We start from the raw sequence: 12,975 nt of genomic DNA, 5'->3' as shown, positions 1-12,975 counted from the left end.
CCATACCGTTCCGCCCGCGAGTTTGTCTGCCCGCGGGCGTTTTTCCGTATTTACGTCCCCCAAGCCTGACGGCTTGTCGTTTCGTTCAAGGCTGCCCGCCATCGGCAAGGCCGTCTGAAAATTAACGTCCCGCCCTTGATTTTTCAGAGTGTCGGGCTTATAAACCCGTTATCGTTTATCCACAGCCGCCGTCCGAATATTCAGACGGCCTTTCAACCGAAAGCCTTCATGACCCACACCGTACACCTCCAATTCGACAACATCGACAACACCGTGCTGCAACGGCTATGCGGTGCGCTCGACATCAACCTGACCACGCTGGCCAAAGCCCTGGACATCGAAATCAGCCGCCGTTTCGAACATTTCACCTTTTTCGGCGAACATGCCCACGCAGGCCGCCGCGCCCTGCTCTCGCTGGCCTCATCCGCCGAAAAACAGGATTTGAGCAACAACGACATCCAACTGGCCGCCGTCGAAGCCAAAACCGCCGATGCCGCCCATCAGGAAAAAACACACGAGCAGCAATACTACCTGCGTACCAAACGCGGCAGCATCGGCGGCCGCACGCCGCGTCAAAACGGTTACATCCGCGCCCTGCTCAACCACGACGTCGTCTTCGGCCTGGGGCCTGCCGGCACGGGCAAAACCTATCTTGCCGTGGCCGCCGCCGTCGATGCGATGGAAAAACACCAAATCGAACGCATCGTGCTGGTACGCCCCGCCGTTGAAGCGGGCGAGAAACTCGGCTTCCTGCCGGGCGATCTGGCACAGAAAGTCGATCCCTACCTGCGCCCGCTTTACGACGCGCTGTACGATTTGATGGGCTTCGACCGCGTAACCAAACTCCTAGAGAAACAACTCATCGAAATCGCCCCGCTCGCCTACATGCGCGGCCGCACACTCAACGGCGCGTATGTGATTCTCGACGAAGCGCAAAACACCACGCCCGAGCAGATGAAAATGTTCCTGACCCGCATCGGTTTCGGCGCGAAAGCCGTGATTACCGGCGATTTGAGCCAAATCGACCTGCCGCGCAACATCAAATCCGGCCTGAAAGACGCCAAAGAAAAACTGAGCGGCATCGAAGGGCTGTATTTCCACACCTTCACCAGCGAAGACGTGGTGCGCCATCCCTTAGTACAGAAAATCGTCGAAGCCTACGATGCGGCGGACGAATGGGAAGAAAAAGACGCAAAGGCCGTCTGAAAATCTTTGAACAGCACCTGCGTACTTTCTGGAAAGGCCGTGTTTGGATATTGCGCCGATGCTGAATTTTTTATCATTCCTGCACAGGCGGGAATTCATGTCTGGAATCCGACATCTTTTACCAAACAACCACTTGCGAATAGCGAATATGGGTTCCCGCCTGCGCGGGAATGACGGAAACCGGAGCAATCCGTCTTGCCCGTATACCATCATCACACACAGCCTTTGGGAAGATAAGGAACACGGTATCCTATTTACCGTTATTCCCCACTTCGGCAACAGTCCGTTACACGGTATCCGCAGCACGGCCATGCCGTCTGAAAAAGTTTTCAGACGGCATGGCCGTTAAAAAACCGGCACGATGCCTTTCAGACGGCATCCGTCCCAAACCAGAGAATCCCCACTGTTCTGCCGCACCATACAGTTCCGCCGTATCGCCGTTTTCGGCTAAACTGCCAAATTTGCCGAACTGCCGACAATCTGCACCATGTTTTACGCCTACGCCGCCCTTGCCGCATCCGCCTTCACATCCGCCACCATACTGCCGGGTACGTCCGAAGCCGCATTCGCCGCCTTTATCCATACTTATCCGAACCACTCGCCGTGGGCATGGCTGTGCGCAGGCTTGGCCAACGGCTTGGGCAGCATGGTTTCCTACGGCATGGGACGGCTGTTGCCCGACAGCAAAAGGCCGTCTGAAAAAACCGTCCGCCGCCTGCAACGCTACGGCGTTTGGTCGCTGCTGTTCGCATGGCTGCCCGTTGTCGGCGACGCCCTGCCCGTTGCCGCAGGCTGGCTGCGTTTCAACCCCATCGTCTGCTGCCTGATGCTGCTGGCCGGCAAACTGTTCCGCTACGCCCTGATCTGGACGGGAATGGGCGTATTGGCCGCATAAGTTTTACGGCGCAGCAGGGTGGATCGTCCTCATCCTGCCGCCAACCGTCGTATGTCCGGCATCATTTTCCATATCAAACACAACCGATGATCCCGACTCCGCAAACGGCAAAAAAGGCCGTCTGAAACATTTTTTCAGACGGCCTTTCCGCAATTCTGACCAACGCGATTATTGGCAGTTCGACTTACCCGTTTTGTGGTTCACCGCTTTCTTACCGATCAGATACTGCACCACTTCTTGATGGCCGCGTTCGCAGGCAAACGACAACGCGCTCTGGTTTTTCTTTTTGCTGACCAGATTCGGGTTCGCGCCCTGCTCCAACAGGTATTTCACCGTTTCCAGACGGCCGTTGCTCGCGGCGACCATAATCAGCGTTTCGCCGTCGTCTTCGATGGTTTGGTCGTTCAGATCGGTTTCGGCTTTCAGCTTGGCATGGACTTTTTTCACGATATTGGTGTTTTTGCCGAGCACGGCCGACTTCAATACGTTGTACACATCGCCGCGGTCGGTGGCGCGCAAGTCGGCACCTTTGCCGATTAAATAGTCGGTCATGTCTTCATAGCCGATAAACGCCGCCCAACCCAACGCGGTCTGCCCCAGCGACGCTTCGTCTTTGGCTTCAAGGTTTTGACCGTTTTCCGCCATCCGGCGCACTTCGGCCAAGTCGCCGCGTTTGACCGCATCAAACCATGCTGCATCTTTCCCTTCAGACGGCCTGTCGTAAAAAATCCGCCATGACTGTTTGTCGGGATTGGCGATGTCTTCCATTTCGGCACGGCTCAAACGCCAGCCCGCTTGGGCAGTTTGGGCGGCAGACGCAGATGTTTCGGAAGAAGCGGTATTGGCGGCGGACACTCCGCCGTTGCAGGCGGCCAAAGCGAATGCGGCGGCCAGCAGGGATAAGGTTTTGGAAAACATGGAAATTCTTTTGCAGGTTATGGTTTCGACAACATAAAGGCCGTCTGAAACGGCTTCCGTTGGCTTATAGAAGAAACAGCGGTATTTTACAAAACGGCGGAGCGGCAGGGTAAAAATATTCAAGCCGGTCGAACCGCCGCTATTTGCACACCGGCAGACATCCGTTCCAATAAACGGACAACGATACTTAAGTCGCAGCCCGACCTAGCAAAGCGAATCCTGCTCTATCGGCAATAACGGCGGATTCCGTCGATTGTTCCGTAAAACACGGCCGTACCGCCTATCTCCGGTTTTGACGGTACACCTGCATCAGCTCCGACAACATTGCCCGAATCGCGCGGATACGGCTTTCATTGGCGGGATGGGTAGACAGGATGGTGATGCCGTTGGTGCTGCCCGCCGCATTGAGTTTGTTCCAAACATTGATGGCGGCCTGCGGATTGTAGCCCGCCCGTGCCATCAGACGCACGCCGAGCGCATCGGCTTCGTTTTCCTGATGGCGCGAAAAGGGCTTGTTGGCGGCCAAATCGGTTCCCAAACCGATCAGGTTGCTGTCAAGGCCGGTTTGTTCCGCCAGCAGCGCACCGCCGATACCGGCAAGCACCTGCCCGCCGAGCGCCCGCCGGCTGTGCTCGAGCAAGGCATGGCTCATTTCGTGGCCGACAATGGCGGCGATTTCGTCGTCGGTCAGGTTCAAGCGTTCGACCATACCGGTATAAACGGCCATTTTTCCGCCCGGCATCGCCCATGCGTTCAGTTCGTTGGAACGGATAACGCTCATCTGCCATCGGAACGGCGTACCGGTACGGTTCACACGGTCAGCCACGGGTACCAGCCGCTCGAATACGCGGTGGACACGGGCCGATGTGGCCGATGTGGTATCGAGCACCTGCCGGCTGCGTGCCTGCTGCACCAACTGGCTGTAATTTTTCGCTGCCTGTTCGTTCATCGTGCCGCTGTCGTAACCGGCCATGTCGGCCACGGACATACAGCCCGCCAACACAAGCATGGTTGCCGATGCGGAAATACGGAAAATGCTGCCAAACGTCATCATGTTCTCCAAATATGTTTTTGCAACCGCGATTTTAGCGTATAAAAAAGTTAAAGGCCGTCTGAAAACGTTGTCCTTGCGGAAAACGTTTTCAGACGGCTCAAACTGTTCTGCAAACAGAATCAGGAACGGCGCTGGATTACCCAAGATTCGATTTTGCGCGCATCGTTCACGCGGGTGGTTGAAGACGGCGAATTGAGCAGCACGATGGTAATCGGCTGGTTTTGCACGTTCGCTTTCACCACCATCGAACGGCCTGCTTCGCGGATATAGCCGGTTTTCTGCAATTCGACTTTCCAGCTGCCTTCGCGTACCAGCGGATTGGTGTTTTTGTAACGCTGCGGGCCGCTGACGGCATACACCGAACCGTAATTGGAAGTGGAATTCTTACGGATGACGGGATATTGCGCTGCGGCGGTTACCAAACGGCTGAGATCGTGCGCGGTGGACACGTTGCGCGAATCCAAGCCGGTAGGCTCGTAGAAACGGGTATTATTCATACCCAAGCTGCGTGCTTTGGCATTCATCGCCGCCACAAATGCGCCCATTCCGCCCGGATAGGTACGTCCGAGCGCGTGGGTGGCGCGGTTTTCGCTGCTCATCAGGCTAAGGTGCAGCAATTCGTTGCGCGTCAGGCTGGAACCGATGCCCAAACGGCTGCTTGTACGTTTGATGCGGTCGATTTCGGCATCGGTAATCGATACGCGCTCGTTCATATCAAGCTTGGCATCCAGAATCACCATCGCGCTCATCAGCTTGGAAATCGAAGCAATCGGCATCACGCGGTTGGCATTTTTCTGATACAGGATTTCACCGGTCCGGTTGTTCATAATCAAAGCGGATTGGGAAGACAGCAGCGGACCCGCCATCTGAGCCTGAGCTTCGAGCTGCTCGGCTTTGCTGATGGCCAGCTTTTCCAGAGGATCCTGCTGGACGGGGAAATTCTGCTCCAAAAACTGACCCAGCACGTCCAAATCGTCGGCAGCAGCGGGCGCTGCGGATAAAGCAAGGGCAAAGCCCATGCAGGCTGCAGAAAGTTTTTTGGAGAATTTGGTGATAGACATAAGCTTGTTCCGGAAGTCCTGTATAGCAATTTGGGTTAAAGATGATTTAAGGGCATTATTTTGCTTAAAATCAATGGCTTTGTAAAGTAAAAGCGGGTATTTTTTCGTTTGTTTGCATCATTTGCCCTACATACGGCACCCCGTTCGGACAAACTGCGGACGGCAATTTGATAAACCCCCCAATACTTATTATACTTATCGGTTTTACGGCCTTTGGAAACAGCAATACCGTTCCCACCGCCTTCACCGCTTACTGAACAAAGTACCCACCATGTCAGACGAAAAACGCTGCTGCTCGTTTTGCGGCAAAGCCGAGCAGGAAGTCCAACACCTTATCGAAGGCGAAAACGCCTACATCTGCAACGAATGCGTCGAAACCTGCGGCGTGATGCTCGAATGTACCGAAACCCATTCCGACAACGGCACGTCATCCGCCACCGCACCCGACGGCAAACTGCCCACCCCTGCCGAACTCGTTGCCAACCTCAACGAACACGTTATCGGCCAGGAGCAGGCCAAAAAAGCCTTGGCAGTGGCCGTTTACAATCATTATAAACGCCTTCGCCACCCGAAAGCCGACGGCAACGTCGAACTGTCGAAGTCCAACATCCTGCTCATCGGCCCGACCGGTTCGGGCAAAACCCTGCTGGCTCAGTCTTTGGCACGCAAACTGGACGTACCGTTCGTGATGGCCGATGCCACCACGCTGACCGAAGCAGGTTACGTCGGCGAAGACGTGGAACAAATCATCACCAAACTCTTGGGCAAATGCGATTTCGATGTCGAAAAAGCCCAGCGCGGCATCGTATACATCGACGAAATCGACAAAATCTCGCGCAAAAGCGACAACCCGTCGATTACCCGCGACGTGTCAGGCGAAGGCGTGCAGCAGGCTCTCCTGAAACTCATCGAAGGCACGGTAGCCAGCGTTCCCCCGCAGGGCGGGCGCAAACACCCGAATCAGGAATTCATCAACGTCGATACCACCAACATCCTGTTTATCTGCGGTGGCGCGTTTGCCGGGCTGGAAAAAGTCATCCGCCAGCGCACCGAAAAAGGCGGTATCGGCTTCGGCGCATCTGTACACAGCAAAGACGAAAACGCCGACATTACCGCCCTGTTTGAAACGGTGGAACCCGAAGACCTGATTAAATTCGGCCTGATTCCCGAACTCATCGGCCGTCTGCCCGTGATTGCGACTTAGGCAGAGCTTGACGAAGATGCGCTCATCAACATCCTGACCGAACCGAAAAATGCGCTGGTCAAACAATACCAAGCCCTGTTCGGCATGGAAAACGTTGAGCTTGAAATCCGCGAAGATGCGCTGCGCAGCATCGCCAAACTCGCAATGGAACGCAAAACCGGCGCACGCGGCCTGCGCAGCATCGTCGAACGCTGCCTGCTCGACACCATGTACATCCTACCCGACTTGCAGGACGTGAAAAAAGCGGTGATTGACAAAGACGTGGTGGAGCAAGGTACGCAGCCGAAACTCTTTACCGCCGACGGCAGCGCATACCATCTGCCCGAAAACGACGGCAAAAAATCCGCCTGACCCATTCCGAACAACAGGCCGTCTGAAAAATCTTTTCAGACGGCCTGATTGAATTTCAGGCCGTCTGAAACCATATAGCAAGCATTTACCGAACAACGAAAGTCCGCCGCCATGAGCAAAACCGTCCACCATCTCAAAGACTACCAAGCCCCCGCCTATACCGTGCGCAAAACCGACCTGCATTTCGACATCGGCGGCACGGAAACGCTGGTGAAATCGCGGCTGGTCATCGAACCGGAACGCCCGGGAGAACCGCTGGTATTGGACGGTTCGGCGGAACTGGTGTCGTTCAAAATCGACGGCGAGGCGCACGATTACGAGCTGTCCGGCGAAAAGCTGACGGCGCACGGTATGCCGTCTGAAAGTTTCGTGGCGGAAATCGAAACACGCATCAGGCCGTCTGAAAACAAATCGCTGATGGGGCTGTACGAATCGGGCGGCAACCTGTTCACGCAGTGCGAGCCGGAAGGGTTCCGCAAAATCACGTTTTATCCCGACCGCCCCGACGTGATGTCGAAATTCACCACCACCATCGTGGCCGACAAAAAACGCTATCCCGTGCTGCTGTCCAACGGCAACAAGGTGGACGGCGGCGAGTTTTCAGACGGCCGCCATTGGGTGAAATGGATAGACCCCTTTGCCAAGCCGAGCTACCTGTTTGCGCTGGTGGCGGGCAATTTGGCGGTAACGAAAGACGTTTTTACCACCCGCAGCGGCAAAAACGTGGCGATTGAGTTTTACACCACGGAAGCCGACAAGCCGAAAGTGCCGTTTGCGGTGGAGTCGCTGAAAAACGCGATGGCTTGGGACGAAACGCGCTTCGGCTTGGAATACGATCTGGATATGTACATGGTCGTGGCCGTGGGCGATTTCAACATGGGCGCGATGGAAAACAAAGGCCTGAACATTTTCAACACCAAATACGTGCTGGCCGACAGCCGCACCGCCACCGACGCGGATTTCGAGGGCATCGAATCGGTTATCGGGCATGAGTATTTCCACAACTGGACGGGCAACCGCGTAACCTGCCGCGACTGGTTCCAGCTTTCGCTCAAAGAAGGGCTGACCGTGTTCCGCGATCAGGAATTTTCGGGCGACCGCGCCAGCCGCGCCGTGCGCCGCATTGATAACGTGCGCCTGCTGCGCCAGCACCAGTTCCCCGAAGACGCGGGGCCGACCGCACATCCCGTGCGCCCCGCCAGCTATGAAGAAATGAACAATTTCTACACCATGACCGTGTACGAAAAAGGCGCGGAAGTGGTGCGGATGTATCACACGCTGCTGGGCGAAGAAGGTTTCCAAAAAGGAATGCAGCTCTATTTCAAACGCCACGACGGGCAGGCCGTAACCTGCGACGATTTCCGCAACGCGATGGCCGATGCCAATGAAATCAACCTTGACCAGTTCGCATTGTGGTACAGCCAAGCCGGTACGCCGACCTTAGACATCACAGGCCGTCTGAAAGCCGGTGAAAACGCATTTGAAATCAACATCAAACAAACCGTTCCGCCCACGCCCGACATGGTGGAAAAGCAGCCGATGATGATGCCGGTGAAAATCGGTTTGCTGAACCGCAAAGGCGAAGCGGTGGCGTTCAGGCCGCACCACGGGCAGGCTGCGCACGCTGAAAACGCCGAAGCCGTTACCGAAACCGTTTTGGTGCTGACCGAAGCCGAACAGACGTTCACGCTCTACGGCATTGCGGAGAACGTTGTACCCAGCCTGCTGCGCGGCTTTTCCGCGCCTGTGCACCTGAATTATCCGTACAGCGATGACGATTTGGCTCTGCTGCTGGCGCACGATTCCGACGAATTTGCCCGTTGGGAAGCGGGGCAGACGCTTTTCCGCCGTGCCGTTGCCGCCAATCTGGCCGCTATCGAAGCAGGCAATCCTTTGCCGGAACACGCGGGTTTGATTGCGGCGGTAAAGCAGGTGTTGAACAATGCGGATTTGAATCCTGCGTTTAAAGCCCTGCTGCTGCAAATGCCGTCTGAAAGCGAATTGTGGGACGGTGCGGACAACATCCATCCGCTGCATTACCACCAGGCGCGCGAAGCCCTGCTGGATGCCGTGGCCGCCGCGTGCATGAACGAATTGGTGCCCGTGCGCGAGTGGGCAAAAGAGCAGGAGGCCGCCAGCGGTATCGGGCAGCCTTACGAATACCATCCCGAGTTGGCCGCCGTGCGCGCGTTGCTGGCGGCGGTACGCTTGCTGACCATCCGCGTCGAACGCCACCAGACCATTCAGGTGGGCAATTACGAAGGCGAAAAACGCACCGACAGCGAAGCCGCCGCCTCTGCGCGTTTGCAGTATTACCTCAACCGCTACGAGCAGCTCACGCCGAATATGACCCATGAAATCAGCGTGTTGAATACGGTCAACCATTTGGAAGAAGAAGGCCGCAACACCCTGCTCAACCGTTTTGCCGAGCGTTACGCCGACGACGCGCTGGTGATGGACAAATACTTCATTCTGATTGGCAGCAGCCGTCGCAGCGACACGCTCGCGCAAGTTCAGACGGCCTTGCAGCATCCGAAGTTCAGCTTGGAAAATCCGAACAAAGCCCGTTCGCTGTTGGGCAGCTTCAGCCGCAACGTGCCGCATTTCCACGCCGAAAACGGCAGCGGTTACGCCTTTATCGCCGATAAAGTGATGGAAATCGACCGCTTCAATCCGCAGGTCGCCGCCCGTCTGGTGCAGGCGTTCAACCTCTGCAACAAACTCGAACCGCACCGCCGCGCCTTGATGACCGCGCAACTGCAACGCATTCAGGCGCAGGAAGGCTTGTCGAAAGACGTGGGCGAGATTGTCGGCAAGATTTTGGCGTGAAGTAAAACGCGGTTGTAAAGCATAAAGGCCGTCTGAAAACAGGGTTTTCAGACGGCCTTTTGTTCCACACAGGAAACAAATCATCAAATCATGCCGTATTTATCAAATAATAAAATACAATTAAACTGCCGTCCATTCCCGTTCTTACCCGATACACATCCATGAAACTCCCCGTTATCTTTCTCGGCCACGGCAGCCCGATGAATGCCCTTGAGCAGACAGCCCACTCAAACAACTGGCGCAGGCTCGGCGCAAAACTGCAAACGCATTACGGTTCGGCAATCCGTGCCGTTTTAATGGTTTCCGCACACTGGGTTACGGACGGCCATGCCGTAACCGCCATGACCGCACCGGCCACTATTCACGATTTCGGCGGTTTCCCCCGCGCATTATACGAAATGCAGTACCCGGCCGCCGGCAGCCCCAAACTGGCCGCACGCATACAAAGCCTGCTCAGCAACGTCCGTGCCGATTACGAATGGGGGCTTGACCACGGTACTTGGGGCGTACTCTGCCATGTATTTCCCGATGCCGCTTTCCCCGTGGTGCAACTGAGCCTGAACAGCCGTCTCGATACCGCCGCACACCTGCAAGCCGCGCGCAAACTCGCCGTCTTGCGCAACGAAGGCATACTCATCATGGCCAGCGGCAATATCGTCCATAACCTGTACATGATGGACAGGACATCGGTGCACCATCCCGATACGCCTTATCCGTGGGCGGAAACCGTCCGCAACTGGGCAAACCGCTGCATCATCCGCCACGATATTGCCGCACTCTCCGATCAAACCGCCTATCCGCCCGAATTCGGCCTTGCCGCACCGACACCCGAACACTGGCTGCCGCTGCTCTACACCATCGGTGCCGCCGATGAAAACGACGGCGTAGAATTATTCAACGACGACATCGTCGGCAAATCACTGAGCATGACTTCGGCAGTCTGGGGTCTAGGCAGCAAAATGGCCGCATAAATGATGTTGACGCAGGTCTCTGGCGGTCGGTTTGCCGTGCTTACGCTCTTCCTAAAAGCAAAGCAGAAATCCAAACCCTCGGGCAAACGGTATCCGATATTCCGAATGTCCGACTGTTCACGGATAACCGTAGGAAAACGGTTAAATACGGTTGCAATCACTTTACATTTCGTCATAACACACAGCGCAAGAAGGCCGTCTGAAAAGTTTTCAGACGGCCTTCCGACTTTTTTCACCTGCTCACAGGCATCCGTTACGGCACGATTGCAGATAAAACCGCTTACCCGTGCAACGCGCGTTTGTCCGCAGCCAACGCCGCTTCGTGCAGCACTTCCGACAGCGTCGGGTGCGCATGGACGATGCGGGCGATGTCTTCGCTGCTGGCTTTGAATTCGAGGCTCAACACGGCTTCGGACACCAGCTCGCTGACCATCGGGCCGATCATGTGCACGCCGAGAATGCGGTCGGTTTGCGCGTCGGCAAGGATTTTTACCGTACCCTGCGCTTTGCCCAAGCCGAGCGCGCGACCGTTGGCGGCAAAACCCGACATGCCTTTTTTGTAGGCAATGCCTTCGGCCTTGAGCTGCTCTTCGGTTTTGCCCGCCCAAGCGATTTCGGGGTCGGTGTAAATCACGAAAGGCACGGCGTCCAAATCGACATGCGGTTTCTGCCCCGCGATGCGCTCGGCCACGGCCACGCCTTCCTCGCTGGCCTTGTGCGCCAGCATCGGGCCGCGCACCACGTCGCCGATGGCCCATACGTTCGGCAGGTTGCTCCGGCATTCTCCGTCGACTTTGATAAAGCCGCGCTCGTCTTTTTCCAGGCCGACGGCTTCGGTATTCAGTCCGTCGGTATTGGGGACGCGGCCAATGGCGACGATGAGTTTGTCGAACTTGGCGGATACGGCTTCGCCTTTTTCATTGTCGTACTTCACTTCCACGCCGTCTGAAAGTTTATTGATTTCTTTGAGCTTTACGCCCAATTCAATCGCCAACCCCTGCTCTTTGGTAAAGATTTTGTAGGCTTCCTTGGCAATCTGCTGGTCGGCCGCAGCCAAAAATACAGGCATGGCTTCGAGTACGGTTACTTCCGCGCCGACACGCTTCCAAACCGAACCCATTTCCAAACCGATGACACCCGAACCGATTACGCCGAGTTTCTGCGGCACTTCGGTCAGATTCAGCGCGCCTTCGTTGTCGAGCACGTTGACATTGTCGATTTCCACCAACGGCAGCGGACGCGGCACGGAACCTGTGGCCACAATCACGTTTTTGGCCGAAATCTCGGTTTTTTCGCCTTTGTTGTCGATTTCGATTTGATAAAGGCCGTCTGAAAAACCCTTGAACGCGCCGCGTCCGTGCAGGCTTGCCACTTTGTTTTTCTGAAACAGGAATTTAATCCCGCCCGTGAGCTTGGTAACGATGGCATCCTTGCGCGCAATCATTTTGGCCGCATCGAACTGCATACCTGCAACGGTAATGCCGTGTTCGGCAAAATCGTGCTGCGCGGCGTGGAAGTGTTCGCTCGACTGCAACAGGGCTTTGGAAGGAATACAGCCGACGTTCAGGCAGGTGCCACCGAGCGCGGGCGCATCGCCTGCTTTGTTCAGGCCCGCATCGATACAGGCGGTTTTAAAGCCCAGTTGCGCGGCGCGGATGGCGGCGATGTAACCGCCCGGGCCTGCGCCGATAACGGCGACATCGAATACTTGGGACATGGGTAAATCCTTTCTTTTTCTTTTGTTGACGGGCAGGCCGTCTGAAAAAAGGTTTCAGACGGCGTGGTATGGTGCGGTGTTTTCTTGATGGAATTTTTCAGGCCGTACCGGCATCTTCCGCCAACCGGTTCGGCTCCGCCGGATTCCTGTGATTCGCGGGCAAACGGAAATCTGCGTCCGGTTTGACCCGTCTACTGCAAGGTTTAGTCAGCGGGTCCGGCAAATCAGCGGGGGGGCAGACGGACGGAAAGCCGCCGTTTCTCACATCCGCAAACCGTTACAGATGCAGCATTCCGCCCGCCATTCCCTTATTTCAGCATCGCGGGGTCAACAATCAGCACGCCTGCATGTTGGCGGGCAAACTGTTTGAAGCGGTAGTATTCGTTTTGCACGTCGGAAAAACCGTCGTTGCCGCGGGTGGCGGGCACTGGGTTTCGGCTGTCGGTTTGGGCGAGCGGTTTGCCGGTTTTGTCGTAATAGCGGATCAGGGTCTGGCCGGGCTGGTGGTTGTCGTATTCAATCGCTTTTTGGCCGTTTTCGTGATAAATCACAAACGATCCGAGCATTTTGGTGATGTCGGAAAATGCCCACACGCTGCCGTCGGGACGGTAAATATTGACCGCTCCCTGCCCTTGGTGCAGATAGCCGCTTTGCAGCAGCGCGCCGTCTTTGCCGTACCAGTTGGCCAGTCCGTCGATTTTCGGGTTGGCGAAGTCTTTAACATCGGCACTGCGGGGAATCAGCACGGGGTTGGTCTGTTTCTGACCGC

General features: G+C 56.1%; 10 protein-coding genes and 1 pseudogene. 6 read left to right on the top strand and 5 right to left on the bottom strand.

What is annotated here, in order from left to right; all coding sequences use genetic code 11:
- Positions 1-228 precede the first annotated feature (228 nt).
- Entirely contained in the window at positions 229-1,206 is a 978-nt protein-coding gene (locus tag ACEYDX_RS08420; RefSeq protein WP_373741573.1) for a PhoH family protein, read from the top strand.
- Between the two features lie 487 nt (positions 1,207-1,693).
- Positions 1,694-2,101: a YqaA family protein gene (locus tag ACEYDX_RS08415; protein ID WP_373741572.1), complete on the top strand. Its 408-nt coding sequence runs from the start codon at positions 1,694-1,696 to the stop codon at positions 2,099-2,101.
- A gap of 168 nt (positions 2,102-2,269) precedes the next feature.
- On the opposite strand, the gene ACEYDX_RS08410 is transcribed toward ACEYDX_RS08415, so the two are convergent.
- The 3 genes from ACEYDX_RS08410 to ACEYDX_RS08400 form a co-directional block, all read right to left on the bottom strand.
- Positions 2,270-3,019 (bottom strand): ankyrin repeat domain-containing protein, encoded by a 750-nt coding sequence (locus tag ACEYDX_RS08410; RefSeq protein ID WP_373741571.1) that lies wholly within the window; start codon positions 3,017-3,019, stop codon positions 2,270-2,272.
- Positions 3,020-3,299: 280 nt separating this feature from the next.
- The gene (locus ACEYDX_RS08405; RefSeq protein WP_373741588.1) at positions 3,300-4,073 is read right to left on the bottom strand and encodes a M48 family metallopeptidase; all 774 of its coding nucleotides are present in this window, start codon (positions 4,071-4,073) and stop codon (positions 3,300-3,302) included.
- A 119-nt stretch (positions 4,074-4,192) separates the two neighbouring features.
- The gene (locus ACEYDX_RS08400) at positions 4,193-5,134 is read right to left on the bottom strand and encodes a D-alanyl-D-alanine carboxypeptidase family protein (protein WP_373741570.1); all 942 of its coding nucleotides are present in this window, start codon (positions 5,132-5,134) and stop codon (positions 4,193-4,195) included.
- Between the two features lie 271 nt (positions 5,135-5,405).
- Here ACEYDX_RS08400 and clpX (ACEYDX_RS08395) point away from each other — a divergent pair, with 271 nt between their 5' ends.
- From clpX (ACEYDX_RS08395) to ygiD, 4 genes and pseudogenes are all read left to right on the top strand, one after another.
- Positions 5,406-6,338 (top strand): ATP-dependent Clp protease ATP-binding subunit ClpX, encoded by a 933-nt coding sequence (gene clpX / locus ACEYDX_RS08395; protein ID WP_373741569.1) that lies wholly within the window; start codon positions 5,406-5,408, stop codon positions 6,336-6,338.
- A gap of 18 nt (positions 6,339-6,356) precedes the next feature.
- Positions 6,357-6,689: pseudogene (gene clpX / locus ACEYDX_RS08390) on the top strand (ATP-dependent Clp protease ATP-binding subunit ClpX); the annotation flags it as partial.
- A gap of 111 nt (positions 6,690-6,800) precedes the next feature.
- Entirely contained in the window at positions 6,801-9,518 is a 2,718-nt protein-coding gene (gene pepN / locus ACEYDX_RS08385; RefSeq protein WP_373741568.1) for an aminopeptidase N, read from the top strand.
- Between the two features lie 161 nt (positions 9,519-9,679).
- On the top strand, positions 9,680-10,489 hold the full coding sequence (ygiD, locus tag ACEYDX_RS08380) for a 4,5-DOPA dioxygenase extradiol (protein ID WP_373741567.1): 810 nt from the start codon (positions 9,680-9,682) through the stop codon (positions 10,487-10,489).
- Between the two features lie 280 nt (positions 10,490-10,769).
- On the opposite strand, the gene lpdA is transcribed toward ygiD, so the two are convergent.
- Both lpdA and ACEYDX_RS08370 read right to left on the bottom strand, forming a co-directional pair.
- Complete coding sequence (gene lpdA, locus ACEYDX_RS08375) at positions 10,770-12,206, bottom strand: dihydrolipoyl dehydrogenase (protein WP_373741566.1); 1,437 nt, start codon at positions 12,204-12,206, stop codon at positions 10,770-10,772.
- 308 nt (positions 12,207-12,514) lie between these two features.
- Positions 12,515-12,975: hypothetical protein (locus ACEYDX_RS08370; protein WP_373741565.1), on the bottom strand; the 461-nt coding region annotated here is incomplete at its 5' end.

This window comes from Neisseria sp. (genome assembly GCF_041804105.1).
GTDB lineage: Bacteria > Pseudomonadota > Gammaproteobacteria > Burkholderiales > Neisseriaceae > Neisseria.
This window is presented reverse-complemented; position numbering and strand designations above follow the sequence as displayed.